The organism is Clostridium sp. Marseille-P7770 (assembly GCF_902143525.1).
Lineage (GTDB): Bacteria > Bacillota > Clostridia > Lachnospirales > Lachnospiraceae > Pilosibacter.
On the sequence record NZ_CABFVC010000010.1, the window covers coordinates 16,665 to 33,983 of the forward strand.

The 17,319-nt window shown below is 38.1% G+C and carries 17 protein-coding genes and 2 tRNA genes; 17 read left to right on the forward strand and 2 right to left on the reverse strand.

Annotation, left to right across the window (positions count from 1 at the left end; genetic code table 11):
- Position 1: 1 nt before the first annotated feature.
- Positions 2-931, reverse strand: coding sequence for a ParB/RepB/Spo0J family partition protein (locus FN001_RS16885; protein ID WP_142412613.1), 930 nt, complete (start codon positions 929-931; stop codon positions 2-4).
- Positions 888-1,709 carry a ParA family protein gene (locus FN001_RS16890; RefSeq protein ID WP_142412614.1) on the reverse strand — a complete coding sequence of 274 codons (822 nt, stop codon included), beginning with the start codon at positions 1,707-1,709 and terminating at the stop codon, positions 888-890. The genes FN001_RS16885 and FN001_RS16890 overlap by 44 nt, the downstream gene beginning before the upstream one ends.
- A gap of 770 nt (positions 1,710-2,479) precedes the next feature.
- Between FN001_RS16890 and FN001_RS16895 the strand changes: the two genes are divergently transcribed.
- The 17 genes from FN001_RS16895 (at position 2,480) to FN001_RS16975 (ending at position 17,313) form a co-directional block, all read left to right on the forward strand.
- On the forward strand, positions 2,480-2,878 hold the full coding sequence (locus tag FN001_RS16895; protein ID WP_142412615.1) for a type II toxin-antitoxin system PemK/MazF family toxin: 399 nt from the start codon (positions 2,480-2,482) through the stop codon (positions 2,876-2,878).
- A 170-nt stretch (positions 2,879-3,048) separates the two neighbouring features.
- Positions 3,049-3,134, forward strand: a tRNA-Ser gene (locus tag FN001_RS16900).
- Positions 3,135-3,190: 56 nt separating this feature from the next.
- Positions 3,191-3,463 (forward strand): hypothetical protein, encoded by a 273-nt coding sequence (locus tag FN001_RS16905; protein WP_142412616.1) that lies wholly within the window; start codon positions 3,191-3,193, stop codon positions 3,461-3,463.
- A 51-nt stretch (positions 3,464-3,514) separates the two neighbouring features.
- Positions 3,515-3,598: transfer RNA gene (locus FN001_RS16910), tRNA-Ser, on the forward strand.
- A gap of 193 nt (positions 3,599-3,791) precedes the next feature.
- Entirely contained in the window at positions 3,792-4,763 is a 972-nt protein-coding gene (locus FN001_RS16915; RefSeq protein ID WP_142412617.1) for a GIY-YIG nuclease family protein, read from the forward strand.
- A gap of 58 nt (positions 4,764-4,821) precedes the next feature.
- On the forward strand, positions 4,822-6,087 hold the full coding sequence (locus tag FN001_RS16920) for a hypothetical protein (protein WP_142412618.1): 1,266 nt from the start codon (positions 4,822-4,824) through the stop codon (positions 6,085-6,087).
- Positions 6,074-8,128, forward strand: coding sequence for a hypothetical protein (locus FN001_RS16925; protein ID WP_142412619.1), 2,055 nt, complete (start codon positions 6,074-6,076; stop codon positions 8,126-8,128). Before FN001_RS16920 ends, FN001_RS16925 begins: the two co-directional genes overlap by 14 nt.
- 12 nt (positions 8,129-8,140) lie before the next feature.
- Entirely contained in the window at positions 8,141-9,706 is a 1,566-nt protein-coding gene (locus FN001_RS16930) for a hypothetical protein (protein ID WP_142412620.1), read from the forward strand.
- Between the two features lie 238 nt (positions 9,707-9,944).
- Positions 9,945-11,579, forward strand: a complete 1,635-nt coding sequence (locus tag FN001_RS16935) for a hypothetical protein (RefSeq protein ID WP_142412621.1) — start codon at positions 9,945-9,947, stop codon at positions 11,577-11,579.
- 66 nt (positions 11,580-11,645) lie between these two features.
- Complete coding sequence (locus FN001_RS16940) at positions 11,646-12,122, forward strand: hypothetical protein (protein WP_142412622.1); 477 nt, start codon at positions 11,646-11,648, stop codon at positions 12,120-12,122.
- 21 nt (positions 12,123-12,143) lie between these two features.
- Entirely contained in the window at positions 12,144-13,265 is a 1,122-nt protein-coding gene (locus FN001_RS16945; protein ID WP_142412623.1) for a hypothetical protein, read from the forward strand.
- Positions 13,266-13,339: 74 nt separating this feature from the next.
- Positions 13,340-13,873: a hypothetical protein gene (locus FN001_RS16950; protein ID WP_142412624.1), complete on the forward strand. Its 534-nt coding sequence runs from the start codon at positions 13,340-13,342 to the stop codon at positions 13,871-13,873.
- A 14-nt stretch (positions 13,874-13,887) separates the two neighbouring features.
- Positions 13,888-14,343, forward strand: coding sequence for a hypothetical protein (locus tag FN001_RS16955; protein ID WP_142412625.1), 456 nt, complete (start codon positions 13,888-13,890; stop codon positions 14,341-14,343).
- A gap of 2 nt (positions 14,344-14,345) precedes the next feature.
- Positions 14,346-14,717 carry a hypothetical protein gene (locus FN001_RS16960; RefSeq protein WP_142412626.1) on the forward strand — a complete coding sequence of 124 codons (372 nt, stop codon included), beginning with the start codon at positions 14,346-14,348 and terminating at the stop codon, positions 14,715-14,717.
- Positions 14,695-15,363: a hypothetical protein gene (locus FN001_RS16965; RefSeq protein WP_142412627.1), complete on the forward strand. Its 669-nt coding sequence runs from the start codon at positions 14,695-14,697 to the stop codon at positions 15,361-15,363. The genes FN001_RS16960 and FN001_RS16965 overlap by 23 nt, the downstream gene beginning before the upstream one ends.
- Positions 15,364-15,736: 373 nt before the next feature.
- Entirely contained in the window at positions 15,737-16,585 is an 849-nt protein-coding gene (locus tag FN001_RS16970; RefSeq protein WP_142412628.1) for an LAGLIDADG family homing endonuclease, read from the forward strand.
- Positions 16,586-16,755: 170 nt separating this feature from the next.
- The gene (locus FN001_RS16975; RefSeq protein ID WP_142412629.1) at positions 16,756-17,313 is read left to right on the forward strand and encodes a hypothetical protein; all 558 of its coding nucleotides are present in this window, start codon (positions 16,756-16,758) and stop codon (positions 17,311-17,313) included.
- Positions 17,314-17,319 lie beyond the last annotated feature (6 nt).

The following is a 17,319-nucleotide window of genomic DNA, read 5'->3' on the forward strand; positions in this document are numbered from 1 at the left end:
TTCATCGTTCCTGGTCTCTCTGGCGCTTTTTCTGCCACCCCTCCAGCAGCTTGATGATGGTTTCCTGCATCCGCTGGGGCGTGTAGCTCTTGGGAAAATACTTCCGCAGGATGTCAGCAGAGAGGGTCACTTTGTCGAGATCGCTTTTCTTTTCCTCGCCCATGATGACACGCATCATATCGAGGGTCAGATGTCCTTCCTGGCTGTATTTCTTGAGCCGCTGGGCCTGGGAGAGAGAGGGGGTAGCCTGTTCGCTGTCAATCGCGTCCAGCAAGTCCCGCTGTTCCTCTTTTTTGAGGAAAGACAGCTCATAAGCCGGATTGAGGGCGATTTTCTTTTCATCCACCATATCCAGCAGTTCGGGGATAAGCTCCGTCAGGCGGATATAGCGTTGCACCTGCCTCTGGCTTTCACCGGCTTGGCTTGCAACAAGCTGAATAGAAGTCTGCGACTTCTCGCCAACTTGGCGAGAAGTTAAGTCGGAGCGTTCCCCCTGATGTTTGATGGCCTCCAGCTTCATGCGGTATGCAAATGCTCTCTCGCTGGGGAGCAAGCTTTCCCGCTGCAAGTTGCTGTCCACCATAATGATGGTGGCGGCATCATCGTCCAGGTCCCGGACAATGACCGGCATGGTTTCTTTCTCGGCCAGCTCACTGGCCCGGTGCCGCCTGTGACCGGCCACCAGCTCATAGCCGCCCTCCGGGTCCGGGCGGGCAATCGCCGGAACCAGAACACCGTACTGCCGAACACTGTCGGCGGTCTCCATCATGGCCTCGTCATCCTTGACTTTGAAGGGGTGGTTCTTGAAAGGATGCAGCTCAGACAGCGGGATTTCCCGTACTTTTTCCAGCTTGGCATCCTGGCGGCTTTCTTCGGTGGAAAACAAATCATCGTATGGAGCCAGCTCTACTTTTTTCGCGCTGCTTTTCAAGTTTTATCACCTCCTGGGTCAGATTTTTGTACCCCTCTGCCACCTTGCCATTGGGGTCATGGGCAAAAATGCTCTTGCCCTCGGCGCTGATTTCCTTTGCCCGGACAGAATGGGGAATCTCGGTGCCGAACACCTTGATTTTGCTGCCGTAGGTCTCCCGCAGCAGGGCAGCAATCTCCTTGGCAAAGTTGGTGCGGTTATCCACCATCGTCAGCAGGATGCCGTCGATCTGGAGCTTGGGATTGATCTGCCGCTTCACCTTGTTTACGGTCTGGAGCAGCTGTTCCAGGCCCTTGGCGGGCAGATACTCCGCCTGGACGGGGATTATGACCCTGTTGGCGGCGGCCAGGGCATTGACCGTGAGCATACCCAGGGAAGGCTGGCAGTCAATCAGGATATGGGAATACTGTCCCTTGAGCGTGTCCAGATACTGCCGCAGAATGGTCTCACGGCTCATGGCGTTCACCAGGGAGACCTCCATGCCGGAGAGCTGGATGTCAGCGGGCATCAGGTCAACGCCCTCCGGGTGGTGCAGGATACCCTCGCCGGGGCGCAGCGGCTCGTCCATCAGGATACGGCCCATCGCGTCGGACAGGGTAAAGGGCAGCTTGTCCGGCTGGGGGTGGCCCAGGCTGATGGTCAGGCTGCCTTGCGGGTCCCCGTCGATCAGCAGTACTTTCTTCCCGGCCTGCGCCAGCCCAATTCCCAGGTTCGCGCAGGTGGTCGTTTTGCCAACGCCGCCTTTCTGGTTGGCAATGGCGATGATTTGCGTGTTCAATGACTTCACCTCATTTCTGATTGGTGTTGTCATGTGCCTGCACAGCAGTCCTGGAAGTGACAAAAGCCGCCACTCGAAACAAGTGACGGCTTCGCCTAAATCCAATATTCTACTGTGTTTGAAATCAAAAGGCTTTGAGTTCCTTTCTGCTATTCATTTGTCGTTAATGAAACACCCCCTATAATTCGACTTATTTCAGTGTGATTTTTCGGTTTGGAAAAGGATGAAAAACCAGACTGAAAACCTCAAAACCCTTGATTCTACGGGGCTTTTCCGGTTTGTCGTAATTATACCGTAAGGGCACAGTTATGCAACATTATTGAAGAATGAAAATGTGCCGTTAGAGGATATTTCAACTATGTTGAACCATTCTGGAACCGACGTCACACGCAAGTTCTATATTAAGGTTGACACCTCAAAGGTAAGAAAAATCAAAGATAGTATTGTTATCTGACATCTAACCTACCAAAAAAAAGAGCATCACTGTTCTCCCATTTACACGCAGTCAATTCTAATAATTGTCTATACAATTTATCTCAAAACGACCTTGCACTCACTTATCCTCTGTGATATAATATATCAAAGAGAATACTATGGAGGTGATGTTATGCAGAACACATATAAAAAATTAGATATGTCAAAGTTGCGCTCTCGGAAACACACAATTGTTCCAACCAAGCAAGCTCTGAGTGATGTTACTCCATTAGAACTTAGGAGTTCTGTCTATGACGGTTCTCAAAAAATACAGATAGATAAGCAAGGAATTCATTATGTGTCAAATCGGTGATATTATTTTAGTTCAGAAATATAAAGATCGTGGTCAAGATTTATCCCAACATTCATTTGTAGTTATCAGCGATGAAAATGGGGAAATTCAGGGGCTTACGTATGACTTTATCGCTAATGTTCTATCTTCTTTCAAGAGCGATGCACAACGCGAACGAAAATTAAAATATCCTGGTAACTTTCCGATTGACAGTAGTGATACCGAAACGAATCCGCATAATAACAAATCCGGATATGTTAAAGCGGATCAGTTATATTATTTTGCGAAAGACAAATTATCTTATACGGTCATCGGAACAATGAAACCGGATGTATTTTCAGAATTAATGGAGTTCATTGAGAATTCTGATTTTGATCTCGAAGACATCATAGATAATCTTTAAAGTACATATCGAACATTCAAGCAATCAGTTTATGCTGGTTGCTTTTTTGTTGTCTAAATTTATCTAACACTTTCATTCAGTTACTCTCCCATTCGTGCTTCGCTGCGTCAATGCGAACCTTTACTTAGGACTGGCTGCTGGGCGGCCTGACAGCTGGAAAGACAGCACTTGTCGGGATACCCAAGGGGCTTAAGGGGATCGCTTGCTAAGCGATTAGGGTGTAACAGCCGCGTGAGTTCGAATCTCACTCCCGACGCATCTTGCGGGACGACCGCGTAATTTGTGATCACATATATAAGGAGGAAAATCATTATGTTAAACGTAAAAGATATCGAAAAGTATACTGCTGAAATTAATGCTGCTATCGACGCTTCCGGTGCAGATTCTGATGAGGCTATTGATCTTATCGCAGAGTACACGGGACCAGAAACAGGTCTTTGGTGGAATGCCGGTGATAGAAAGCTCTGTATCGCAAAGGGTTGGTGCGAGGACGAGGATGGAAACATCGTTGATCCGGTTGAATGCACTGGGCCAGCAACAGGTCTTGAATTCCGCGATGGAAAAGTAAGACGTGTTAAACAGTAGGAAATAATGATTTCAATGGAGAGTGGTTTTACGCTGCTCTCCTATTTTATTGGCAGCGTGGCAGAATTGGCAAATGCTCCCGCCTTGAAAGCGGGCGTCCGGAAGGATATGTGGGATCGAGACCTACCGCTGTCGTTTTATTAAAATATGTTCTCAAAAGAGAATAAATATATGGTCATTGCAATATCGCTGAATTCTGTTAAAGGAATATGACTAATTTAAAGAGGGAAATAATAGAGAATTGCAAACTCTATGAATGGTTGTACTCCATATCCAGCCGCTTCCCTCTTCTTCTGTCATAGATATGGAGAGAATGGAGAACTGATAGATGATTGGAATTTACAAAATTCAAAATATTGTTAACAATAAAATTTATATTGGGCAAAGTATTGATATTATCACTCGATGGTACAATCATAAAAATGAACTTAATGGCAATAGACATTGTAATTCTCATCTTCAAAGTGCATGGAACAAATATGGAGAATCTAATTTTATATTTGAAGTAATTGAAGAATGTACGGTTGATGAAATTGATAATCGCGAAACATATTGGATAGATCTTTATAAAAGTATAGATCCGAATTTTGGTTATAATTTAACAGCCGGAGGACAAGGAATACATGGATATGCTTGGAGCAATGAGAAGAAATTATTCTTATCAAAATTGCGAAACCCAAGACCTGTTTTACAGTTGAATTTATCCGGTGAACTTGTAGAGAGATGGAGAAGCGCTTCTTATGCCGCCAGAGAATTAAATATACCAATAAGCGGTATTATGAATTGCCTCAAACCAGAGGGAGATCAATATCAATGTCATGGATACATATGGATATATGAAAACACATATCACGATGAATCTTTTGATATCGAGACTTATATAGAAAAGCATATTACACCAAGACCTAAAATTGTAGAATATGATTTGTATGGAAATGTAGTAAAAATTTGGAATAATGCTGTAGATATTATGTATGAATTTGGTGAAAGGTCGGTCATCTATAAGAGCCTTACTTGTATTTTAAACCATACAAGAAGATCAATTAAAGGTAAAATATTTTTGTACGAGAATGACAATTTTAAATTAACAGAGGACTACTTGCGAAACATACGAATTAAAACAGCTACATATAAAGTAAATCAATTTGATAAATTTAAAAATCTTGTGAAAACTTGGAGTCAAGAAGAGTTAAAAAATAGCAACTATAAATTTTCTTCTATAAGACATTTTTGTACGCAAGCATATGTTGGAAATTTCATAAATAAGCCTTTGTATAATTATATATGGGAATATGAATAAATAGAAGCCTTCTTATATTTGGCTTCTATTTTTTTTGATCAAAAGGAGGTGACTGCCATTGGCAGCCGAACAAAAAGAGCCTGTCAAAATGACAGCATCTCAGTTAAAAATAAAAGTTACTAACTTAGAAGACAAATTAGAAAAACTCAAAAATGGAGCCTGGTGCTATTTATGTGATAAACATAAAGCACGAGACAATTTTTATATGACAACAGATCCGATGAGTAAAAGTGGGTTAACCCCAATTTGCAAAGATTGCGCTCGTAAAATTGCTTTAAAAGTTGATAAAAAGGGTATTGAGCATGAGCCTGATAAAGACTCAGTACGTTTAGCATTGAGGTATTTAAATAAGCCATTTCTCGAAAGTGTTTGGGATTCCAGCATTGAAGAAGTTCAAAACTTAGCATCTGGAAAAATGAAATCAAATGTATGGAATGCTTATATTCGTCAAATCTCTATGGGACAATATAATGGGAGAACTTACTTTGATAGTGACGGGCTTATTCCAGGTACGTCTGAAGATATTTCCAAACCTGAAAATACTCATAAAGAAATTGTTTTACATGATGACTTTACAAAAAATAAAACAGATGTTATTAAGTTACTCAATTACGATCCATTTGAAAAAGAAGATGTATCTGATCAGCCATTTCTTTATTCTCAACTATTAGGTCTTCTTGACGCAAGTGAGGATGCAAACGAAGATATGATGAGAACAGCTTCTGCAATTTCCGTCGTCAGAGGTTTTTTGCAACAATCGAAGCTGGATGATGCAATTGCAAAACTTATGTCTGACGTTTCTAACATTGAACGAAATTCAGCAACAATAAAATCTCTTCAAGACAGTAAAAATAAAATTTCTTCAGTGATTACATCTCTGGCTCAAGATAGTTGTATATCTCTTAGATATAATAAGAATGCTAAAAAAGGCGAAAATACTTGGACAGGAAAGATCAAGAGAATTAAAGGTCTTAATCTACGCGAAAGCGAAGTCAATGGATTTGATATCGATACGTGCAGAGGTATGCGCCAAGTACAAGAAATTAGCGACGCATCTATTATGAAGCAACTGGCATTAGACGAATCAGAATGGTCTGATATGGTTGCAGAAATGCGAAAAACAAATACTACTCTCCGAAGAGAAAAAGATGCGTATCAGGAAATTAACAGAATACTTCTTCGAGAAAATTTGGATTTAAGAGATACGTTAAAGGAAGAAAACTTACTTGATGAATCTCAGCTAAAAAATCTTAAAGACTTATATTCCGTATTTGGCGATACGGACGATTCTTCCAAAAAGGAGGAATCTGATGACAAACAGTAAACAGATAATTTTAAACTACTATTCTCAGGAGTTATTAAATTACGATAAAGATGTTTATGATCAATATGGCATTTATGTAAAACCTCACGGGTATTCAATTTCTTCAAGGAAAATCGATTCTTATATTCAAATTGCCAATATTCAAAAGTATTTACAGTGCAATCCAGTACGAGCAATAGATTTATTTTTTAATATAGAACTTCTTGACGGGCAATCATTGTTAGTAGAACGTAGTTGGATTTGCCCAAATGTTCTTGCAGTATGTACTCGTGGTTATGGTAAGAGTACCGTAATTGATCTTGAGATCATGGCAAAAGATATGTGTTTTTGCAACGTATGGACATATATTGCAAGTGGAACCGGCGGACAGGCAGAACAGACTTTCACTACTCTTGAACGCCTTGCAAACGATAGTATAGATACCTTTTACGGTTCAACAGGATCTATTTTTAAAAATGAAATCGAGATAAAAAATGCCGCCGGTGATGGATTTTCTCATTCGTCAAATGGCTTTTCCTATTCTTGTTATAACGGTGCAATGACGAAGACTTTAAACAGTAATATAGATGCAAAAAGAGGTAGTCGTGGTTCCGTTCTATTTGATGAGAGCGGGTTCTTATCTGATGAAATGATGAATGTTTACGGAGCGTTTGCAGCTGTGAACAGAAGCCTGAAAACCGGTAAGGATGCAAATGGTAATTCTATTGACCCAATTAGACAAAGATGTATCCCACGAGATCTCTCTTATCAAAAATTTTATATAAGTTCTGCATCATCAACTGACACACAGTTTTGGCGCTTATATAGAGACTTTGCAAAACGACAAATTATGGGGGATCCTGATTATTGCGTTTTACACATCGATTGTGAGCAAGCGTTTAAACCCACATTAAAAGGCGAACTGGTCACTCCTCTTCTATCTCGCAGCACGGTTGAGACAGAAATGAGGACGAATCCAGAGAAGGCAAGGCGTGAATATTATTGCCAATTCAGTACTGACGCTGGCAACGATGCGATCATAAAACGCGGTGTTATTACCAGAAATGAGGAAGTTCGGAAACCGCTTTTATATAACGATACCGGTGATAAAAAATTTGTTATTACATATGATCCAGCCAGAAGCAGAGATAATTCTGTAATTCTTGTCGGAGAAATTTATGATTTTGAACAAGTTGATGGGAGTCTTGATACACGTATGCGTTTGGTTAATTGTATTAACCTAATAGACGTTGGAAAGAAAATCAAATCTCCAATGCAAACACCAGACCAAATAGAATATCTTAAAAAGGTTATTTTAGATTATAATGCCGGTGCTGATGCTTATGGAAATATTGTTGGAATATATATAGACGCAGGATCAGGGGGTGGCGGAGTAAATATCGCGGACTATTTGATGCCGGATTGGACCGACGCAGCAGGTATTGTTCATAGAGGATTGATTGATAAAGAGTATTCGGAAGAATATGTAAAAAAGTTTCCAAATGCTGTTGACAAAGTTCATTTAATGTCGCCATCTGCTTATAAATCAGAAATGTATGAAGCCATGATTGAATTGATGAATCAGGATAAAATCAGTTTTACTGCTTCATATGATAACAAAGATTATTTGACCGTGTTCGATGTTGATGAAGATCTTTTAAAAAAAGAGCGAGATCGCATTTCCAAAGAACTAAAAAATGAAAATCTTAACGAGAAAGAATTTGAAAAAAAGCTTTCTGAAAAAATGGATGATATTCAATCTGTTAAGACAAAAATGATAAAACTTGATTGGCAAGATAAGATTGCTTTGGCGAACATGGACGCGCTAAAGGAAGAGCTTGTAAACATGGTGAGAAAAAAGAGAGATTCTGGAAAAGACTCTTTTGAACTCACGCCAGAGAAGGCAAATAAACTCCACGACGACAGATCTTACACATGCTGTATGGCCTCCTTCGCCTTGATGTGCGAACGTAGAAAAAATATCACACAGCGTAAACGTCCGCAATCTGATGCGTCTGATTTTGTCAACTCTCTCACTATCCGCAAAGCTCGTTATAACTAAGGAGGTGCATTAATGCCCAGAACAAAAAAGACAACGGCAGGTGCTAATGCACCTACTACAAAAAACACTTCTTCCACTGCCGCAAAGAAACAGCCAACTGCGAATCAAATGCGCGAGTGGTATGAGAAAAATAAAACAAAATTAGAACGCTACGAAGATGCCACAAGCGCAATTACAAGTCTTCGTGACATTCAAAAATCCACGAGATATACTACCATTAATAACTATTCAAAGGAAGATGTAAAGAGTTATATTCAAAGCATTTCTTCTAACGAAAAGAATTTACGTAGCTTATCTCGTTATCTATATTATAGATCAGAAATCTATTATCGTCTCTGTAAATATTATGCAAATCAGATCGATCTTTCCATTCGATACGTAGCTCCAAATTTTGATATACTTGGTAACAATGACGTTCAGTCAACTCTAAAAAGTTTACAAGACACACTTGTTGTTCTAAAAACTCTAAATCTTAATTACGAATTCAGAAAAGCCGCATCTATTTCTTTACGCGAAGATGTATTTTATGGTTGCTGCTATTATACCGAAGGTGAAGGAATGTTTATTCTCCCACTTGATCCTGACTATATGAAAATTGCAGGATGGTACTCCAAAGGCGATTACGCTCCAGCGATGGATATGTCTTATTTCAGAAGTAGACAAGAACTTTTGGAATATTGGGGTGAACCATTTCAAAGCATGTATAACACAAGCCAAAGTACCGGTGAAAAATATCAAGTATTACCAGAGGAATATGGTGTATGTATTAAATTTCGATCTGAGGATTGGGAAACTGTTGTTCCGGTTCTCACGCCAATCTTTTTATCTGTAATTGATCTCTTGGATATGGCTGATTATCAGGCTGTACAAGAAGCTGCATCAATTTATAAAATGATATGGCTTGAAATGAAAACTCTCGGAAACGATGTGGACGATTGGGCTGTAAACCCAGACATTATGATTAAGTATTTTAATCGTATGCTGGACGATGCTCTTCCCCCGTATATCTCTGCAGCCATTGTTCCTGGTGAACTGCATGAAATTAGTTTCCCAGATGATTCCAGTTCCGATGTTACAAAAATTGAAAAGGCAACCAAGGAAATTTTAAACACCGCCGGTGGAGCACAGATTCTTAATCTAAATTCAGCCTCTAATTCTACAGCATTCAAATACGGTGTTCTTGCGGATTCTATGTTTTCTATTTCAACACTAATTCCACAAATTCAAAATATTATGAATAGGCTACTTTCATGTTGGGTAACAAATCCGTGTACAGTGACATTTTTAGAAGTCTCAATATACCAAAAAGATGATTACAGGGAATCGATTCTTAAATCATGTCAAAATGGAATGTCAGATAAGCTTCTTTTAAATAGCCTGAATGGAATATCAGAACTGGATACTTTAGCAATGATTTATCTTGAAGAGGATTGTTTACAGCTTAGTTCAAAACTTAAACCACTAAGTACATCTTACACTCAATCAGGAAACGGACAAGCTGGGGGGCAGAAGAAGCCGGATTCAGAATTGTCAGACGAAGGGCTGGCCACCAGGGATCAGGATAAAAACAATAAATAACAGGAGGTGCGAATGACTTATAACTTCCTAAAAACTTCAGATCAGGAGACTATTACTACTCTTCTGTCTCAAGGATATAAATTGCTTCATAAAGATGGAGATGTAGCAACATTTTTAAATGACCATACGCTCCGTTTTGATGATAAAAATTATAAAGTACAGTATTCCAATATACTGACATTTTAGTCGTCCTCCTGGGCGGCTTTTATTATGCAAGGAAAGGAGGAAAACGACAAAAATGGATCGAAAAATAATGACAATTGATGAATTATATTCATCTTGTCTAAAAGAAAATTTTGTAAAATTCGACAGTAATGAATCTGGAAAAGAATTATTAGTTCAAATGCTGGGCAGTTTTTCGAAATCAGATGATGATCAAGATAAACTCACAGAGGGTATGACACCCTTTGTAAGCAAAGCGTTTCATGACCATGTGAACCTGAACAAGTCTCAAATCAAAACAAAAGCATTTAAGGATAATGTTCCATCATCTCATCTTCGTCCAATTTTAGCAAATATAAAAAAGGATGAAGAAACAGGAGAACTTGATTTTGGTTCTCATGATTTTCATATTGAAAAAGTCACTGAATCAGATGAAAACGGCAATATAGTCGAAAAGGATAAAGTAGTTTATGATGAGCGTCCTATTGGAGTTATTGATGGTTCAAAGACCACAATCGAATACGATAAGGATGCAAAAGTAAACCGCGCAGTATTACATGGTTTTTTATACAACGAATACTGTCAGGATGCTATTGATATTCTAAATAGACGCGGAACAGTCGATTGTTCTGTGGAGCTTGCTATTCGATCAATGAGTTTTGACACGTCTTCAAAAACACTTGTATTAGACGATTTTTATGTATCAGGTCTGACACTTCTTTCAGCTAATACAAAACCAGGCATGGCCGGTTCAAACTTTAAAATTGAAGATTTTAGTGTTGATGAAGGTTGTGCGAAATTTGATAAAGATGAAAAAATTATTAAATTACTGGAAAACATGAATAAACTACTTGCAAATTTCAGTGATGATAAAAACACTCAGAAAGGAGGAAATACAGGAAAAATGTTTGAAGAACTTTTAAAAAAATATAACAAAACAGTTGAAGATATTACTTTCGAATACGAAAACTTATCTGATGAAGAATTAGAAGCAAAATTTGCGGAAATGTTTGAAAATGACAATACTGGAACTGACAATGGTAATGAGCCATCTGGCGAAGGTAATAATGGTGGTAATTCCGATCCAGAAGGAAATACCGACGGAGAAGGACAGACATTTGAAAAAATGACTCGTACATATGAGATTTCTCATGAAGATACAAAATATGCACTTTATCAGCTTTTATCCAGCTACGAAGACGCCGAGGGCGAATGGTATTTTATTAACTCTGTCTTTGACGATTACTTTACTTATGAAAATTGGAATGGAGACAAAATCTTCGGTCAGAAATATACCAAAGATGGCGATAATGTAGCTTTTGATGGCGAAAGATATAATCTGCATAGAGAACTTTTAACTGATTCAGAATTTGCTGAATTACAGTCCATGCGTTCCAATTACGCTGCTCTTAAGGAGTTTAAAGAGACTGCCGAAAAGAATGAACTTCACGATCAACGTGAAGCAATTCTTGCAGACGAAAAGTATTCCGTATTAGCTGAGAATGAAGCATTTTCAGAATTAAAGAAAAATATGGACAACTACTCTCTCACTGATCTTGAGAAAGAGGCAAAAGTTATTTTTGCAGATTATGTAGCATCTGTTGGAGAATTTTCCGCAAAGGAAAATAAACCAAGCGGCATTAAATTATTTGGAAACATGAATAGTAAATCAAAACCAAAAAAGAGATATGGATCTCTCTTTGATAACTAAAAATATTTTATTAATTATTGGACGCATTAAGCGTTCTTTTTTTGTTTTAAAAAGGAGGAAAAACACATGGCTATTAAATACAGCGTAGACAAGCATACGGTGTGCAAACTGGGTGGTTTACTTGCTCAGAAGTATGGCGAATACAACGTGTCTTTAAAAATTACAGAGGACACAGATAACGGAAGAATTGTAAAGGTTGGAAAGATGGATTCTCTTGATCTTTACGCAACAGAGGCAGCTACTACTATTGGTGCTTACATTTTTGATCAGGCGGCTGATGGCACATGGCTTGTAGTTGTTACATCCGTACCGGATGATCTCACAGCCCTTATTTATCAGAAACCATTAATTAACGAAGAGTCTCCGAGAAAATTAACATCTATTGCTAATTTCTACAACGATCCAGAAGATGGCGCAGTTCGTGGATATATCTTACATGCATTAGATCGTTTTTATCTCTCCGATGATGGTTTTAGCGGAACACCTAAAAAGGGGGCAACTATTGAAGCTATTGAAAACGGAAAGCTTAAAATCACAGCGTAATTGAAAGGAGTGAATGGTACAATGATTAGATTTTCTACAGAACATTTAAGAACTGTTTTTGCAGACGAAGATAAATACAAGAATTTTAAGAAGCTTACATATGATCTCAACCATGGAAACGACATCTATGAATATGATGAAGACGGTAATCAGCGTAAAATTTCTAATAAGGAAGCTAATAAGGCTGTTAGAAAAATTCTTATGGAGGTATGTGATCTTACAGAAGAGGACCTTAAGTCCGCCAAGACTCGTAAGAGAGCATTAAAGAAACACGCTCCAGAAGTGTTCGAACTTATTGAATCAGATGTTGACTTCAAGGTAGAAACCGGTTTCCGTGAGAACGAATGGTTCAAAAATTATGTTGATATGAGAAACATTGCTCTCGGAGATGATGAAGAGTATTGGACAAAAGACAAGATCATGTTTGTTGTTGCCGAAATCAGCGGGGATCATCATAACATGACATACCAGCACTTAAATGAGGGTACATCCACTAAGCTTCATACTCGCAAGTACGGTATGAAAGTCGGCTCTGATATTGATCTTATTCTTCTTGGCAGAGTAGATTTTACTGAACTTACCGATAAAATTGCAGAAGCCTTCGTATACAAGGTTATGGAACTTTGTTTTGCAGGTGTATTTGATGCAGCAGACAAGCTTCCAAATAAGTCTCAGTTCAAGAAGACAGGCGCTCTGAGTGCTGATACAAAAGAGCAGTTTGACACACTTCTTGAAGACGTTGGTATGGCAAATGGCGCGGAAGTTGTAATTATGGGAACTAAGACAGCCCTTAAAAAGCTTAATGCTCTTTGCGAGGTTGATTGGAGAAGTGATTCTCAGAAGGAGTCTGTTGCCAACACTGGTAGACTTGGTTTCTACGAAGGCACAGAACTTATTGAGATTCCACAGCGTTTTGCTCTTAACGACGTAACAAAGAAACTTATTCCAAATGACAAGCTTCTTATCTTTGCGAAAAACCAGGAGCAGTTCGTATGGTTTACAGATAAAGGTGAAACTGAAATTATTGAAGACGGTCAGCAGAAGGGTGATCTTTCCGATGACTTCCAGACATATGAAGTACAGAGAGAGTTTGGTACGGCTGTTATGTTACCAAGATATTTCGGCTTCTGGAGCTTTACTTAATATTAGACCACTTTATTCTCCTCGTGTGTTAATTTACACGAGGAGATTTCTGATTAAAAGGAGAATTATCAATAATGACTTATACTAAAAAAAGTGCAGTGAAAACAGATGCAGAATCTGTCACAACTACACCAACCGAACTTAAAACAGAAAAAAAGAAATTTCAGCCAGAGGAAACCATTGAATGTTTATCTATTACTCCAGGTGAAATGTTCGTGAAGGGTGCAAAGAGTCAGACTTTATATACCTTTGCTGATATGGATGATATTGTTGAAATTGAATTCCGTGATCTTGACTATGCAGCACGAAGCAAGGATGCAATGATGTATAAACCACGGTATATTGTTCAAAATACAGATTTCCTTGCACTTCATCCAGAACTTGATGAAGTTTATTCTACTCTTCATACTGCTGCTGATTTAAAGAGCATTATTAAGATGACACCGGCGCAGATGAAAAAGCTTATTCCTACTCTTCCACTTGGGGCGCAGGATGCTCTTAAGACAATTGCAGCGACAATGGTAGATGAAGGAACGCTGGATTCCGTAAATAGGCTTAAAGTATTAGATGAGCTTTTTGGAACCGAATTACTTTTAAAGGTTAATTAATAAGGAGGTGCTCTATGACACTCTCCTATGAAAAAATATTTTCTGCCGCTCGTGGGCTTTATACCGATCCAAAAGAGTTATCTTTGTCTACTGATGATTTGACCGAGATTTATACAGAACGTCTCAATCGAGTTGTTGGCGATGTTCGTGTTGAAAATATGTTTTCGACGCTTGAAATGGATGATGAAGTTCAGAGAATGGAATTCACTTTAAATCATCCTGTAAGTGACGGAGCAGATATACGATTTGTCGTAAGACTGCTTTCTCTTGGTATGGAGATTGAATGGTTACAGCCACAAGTGGATTCCAGGATATATACTGCATTTTTTGCCGGAACGAGTCAGGAAAAGAAAATCTTGGATGGCCACGATAGTATGACTGAGCGTTTGAATAACCTTAAATTGGAATTTAACAAAATGATCCGAGATCATGGATATATCCATAACTCCTATCTTGAACAGGAGGGCTGATTATGGATTATCTATATGGTAAGTTTGCAGACCATCAAATTGATGTTGCTGTGTCTATTATGCATGGAGAAATCCATAAATTACTGCTTTATAAGGACAGAAACACTGAAGATACAATTTTTGAAAATGATGAAGATTTTTTCAAATACTTTAGAAATCTGCTTGTGCGGTATGGAGCATTAAACACTCTTATGGGCGAGCCAGAACAAATGGTAGCTTTTATGTCTACGCTTGAGGCCGCTTATGAGGAAGTTTTAAAACAAAAAAACGAATATAGATTTTGGAGATTTAGAAAACTGATTCTTGATGCACATGGTTATCTTAAGATGATGTTCGAGGAGGTGGATGGAGATGCCAAGTCTATCAACTTCTAAACGTGCATCTGCCATAATTACAAATGGTGCGAAAACAATTGGTGAGATTCATAAAGAAAATGCGGACTGGGCGATGGAATACACTTGGGATAACGATGTTCAGAGTAAAGTTGCTTACATTTATGATTATATGCATGATGATCAGCCACAAATCAAAGATCATATGACATATAAAAACACCACAAAGGCGCGCATTGACATTAAGCTTATCGTAAAAAATCACTCTGCGCTCGATCAGGATCAACCTGAGTTTTATTGTCAATTCAAGCCATCTCAAAAACTCGAATTTAAGGAAGGCGATGAGCTTTATTATTTCGAAACTGAATACCGGCAACGATACGGAACTGAATTTCCAATTGGAATGATGTTGGATATACCAGATGACAAAGGTATCTATCGAAAATGGTTAATCTGTGACAAAGAAATAGCAAATCAATTCCCAAAATACCTAATCTTGCCTATTACATATCAATTTATGTGGATAGAAAAGGACGGCGACGCAATCAACAAGCGGAAAATGTGGGGTGTTAATAGGAGTCAGAAGTCGTATATTGTATGCGCTTCATACTGGAAACAGTGTGTCGAAAAGTTTCTTAATTGCTGGAACAAGATAGCCGTAATAAGCTATCAACCTAAAGCCATTTGAACTACAGCATAAGGATGAAATAAACCTAAGTGCGAATGTCGCGAAAGCAGAAAAAATCAAATGGATGGCATATGCTGAAATAAAAGCGTTGACCACATCAACGTGCTAAGTGTCGTTACAATGGAAAATCAGCAGCCAAGCCTCGAATAGAGGAAGGTTCAACGAGCAAGTACCCAAGTGGGTTAATGGAAACTACCTAAATCGAAAGATATGGTATTGATGTGCTCTGAACATCTGACGAAAGTCAGAGAAAATAAAATTACAAACAGAAAATGATAATTAAGACGGGACAGTGGGTTGCAAACCATTTTTGTTTACTCCTAATAAACAAATTACCGTCTTTTTAATATTGCTATTTTTAGGAGGAACAGCAATGAAAAACGGTGTGCCTAATTATAATGAAATTGTTTTTACAAAAGAGCAAAAAGAAAATATTGTAAAATTATATGTCGAAGACAAATTATCAACGCCTAAAATCGGAAAAATAATGGGTTGTAATTACAACAAAATATGTCGTATATTAGATGAATTTAATATAAAACGAGTTAACAATGGTATTAGAATATATCATTTAAATGAATCTTATTTTGATTGTATTGATACACCAAATAAAGCATATGTTTTAGGTCTTATGTGCGCGGATGGATGTAATTTTCCGCCAAAGCACACTGCTTTTATTTCTTTACAGGAAAGCGATAAAGATTTGCTTGAAAAGATTCGTAAAGAAATGGATAGCGATCAGCCACTTAGAATAATTGATCAGTCAAAAAGAAATGACAACAATTATACATATAACAATATGTGTACATTTAATATGTATAGTACACATATTTGCGACTCATTGACAAAATTAGGAGTTGTGAGAAATAAGAGTCTTACATTAGAATTTCCGAATATTCCAGAATATTTATATTCTCATTTTGTTAGAGGTTATTTTGATGGAGACGGTAGTATTTATCAATATGTAAAAAACAAAAACAATAAATCCATTCGACTAACTTTTACTTCAACAGACTCTTTTTGTAAAAAGCTTAAAGAAATTATTGAAAATAAATTAGGTATTTACTGTGGTATTTATGATGCGTCATGTCATAATGGTATAACTAAAGTTTTAGCATTAACCGGTTCGTCGTCCATTAAATTATTAAATTGGATGTACGAAGATGCAGATCTATTTTTACAACGAAAATATGACAGATTCATGGAATATACAGCAGCATAATTTTGTAATTTTATCTTTATTAAATTAACGACTTAATAAAGTAACATTTTGATACAATTGGAACCTACACCGACCGGTATATGACCCGACCGGACAACCAGTCCAAAGCATTGCTTCCGTTAAATCCAATTACAGAAAGTCTTTGGTATACTAATGAAGACGACAAAAATATGCGTATTGTCGTTTCTGCAAAAACAAAGCATCCTGTTGTATGGAAATTAACAAAGGTTGAAAATATGATACCGCTTGGCATTCAGACTCTCACCTTTTATCAGAACTACTGGGACCCGTATAAAGATTATATTGAGTATGATGACAATGGCGAAATTATTGGAATGTGGGCGGACTATTATTCTAATATAGTTGAGCCGTCAGATCCCAACAACCCATCTCCTGCCTCTCCTATTTCTGCAAAGATTTCTGCGTCATCTCCTGTAATTAAAATTGGTGGCGGATACAAAACGCTTACCGTTACAATTTTCAATAATTCAGGCGAAGACATTACATCTAATTTCTCCGACGCAACATTCGAATGGACATGTTATGTTGAGACAGACAATTGGACTGATAAAGTCTCCTGGCGAAATGGTTCTTTATTTAATCAGGCGAAGTTACGCTATCCAAACGACTCTTCTCAATTAGGAAGAATTTTATGTATTGGATGCACTATTACAAAGGACGGTACATCCATTAAAACAGAATCGTTGCAATTAGAAATTTCAGAATAGGGAGCA

Bases quoted from the DNA above. Each gene is read 5' to 3' on its own strand.
- FN001_RS16975 (WP_142412629.1), top strand. From the start codon at position 16,756: ATGCGTATTGTCGTTTCTGCAAAAACAAAGCATCCTGTTGTATGGAAA.
- FN001_RS16970 (WP_142412628.1), top strand. From the start codon at position 15,737: ATGAAAAACGGTGTGCCTAATTATAATGAAATTGTTTTTACAAAAGAG.
- FN001_RS16915 (WP_142412617.1), top strand. From the start codon at position 3,792: ATGATTGGAATTTACAAAATTCAAAATATTGTTAACAATAAAATTTAT.
- FN001_RS16925 (WP_142412619.1), top strand. From the start codon at position 6,074: ATGACAAACAGTAAACAGATAATTTTAAACTACTATTCTCAGGAGTTA.
- FN001_RS16965 (WP_142412627.1), top strand. From the start codon at position 14,695: ATGCCAAGTCTATCAACTTCTAAACGTGCATCTGCCATAATTACAAAT.
- FN001_RS16905 (WP_142412616.1), top strand. From the start codon at position 3,191: ATGTTAAACGTAAAAGATATCGAAAAGTATACTGCTGAAATTAATGCT.
- FN001_RS16960 (WP_142412626.1), top strand. From the start codon at position 14,346: ATGGATTATCTATATGGTAAGTTTGCAGACCATCAAATTGATGTTGCT.
- FN001_RS16935 (WP_142412621.1), top strand. From the start codon at position 9,945: ATGGATCGAAAAATAATGACAATTGATGAATTATATTCATCTTGTCTA.
- FN001_RS16895 (WP_142412615.1), top strand. From the start codon at position 2,480: ATGTGTCAAATCGGTGATATTATTTTAGTTCAGAAATATAAAGATCGT.
- FN001_RS16930 (WP_142412620.1), top strand. From the start codon at position 8,141: ATGCCCAGAACAAAAAAGACAACGGCAGGTGCTAATGCACCTACTACA.
- FN001_RS16955 (WP_142412625.1), top strand. From the start codon at position 13,888: ATGACACTCTCCTATGAAAAAATATTTTCTGCCGCTCGTGGGCTTTAT.
- FN001_RS16945 (WP_142412623.1), top strand. From the start codon at position 12,144: ATGATTAGATTTTCTACAGAACATTTAAGAACTGTTTTTGCAGACGAA.
- FN001_RS16950 (WP_142412624.1), top strand. From the start codon at position 13,340: ATGACTTATACTAAAAAAAGTGCAGTGAAAACAGATGCAGAATCTGTC.
- FN001_RS16940 (WP_142412622.1), top strand. From the start codon at position 11,646: ATGGCTATTAAATACAGCGTAGACAAGCATACGGTGTGCAAACTGGGT.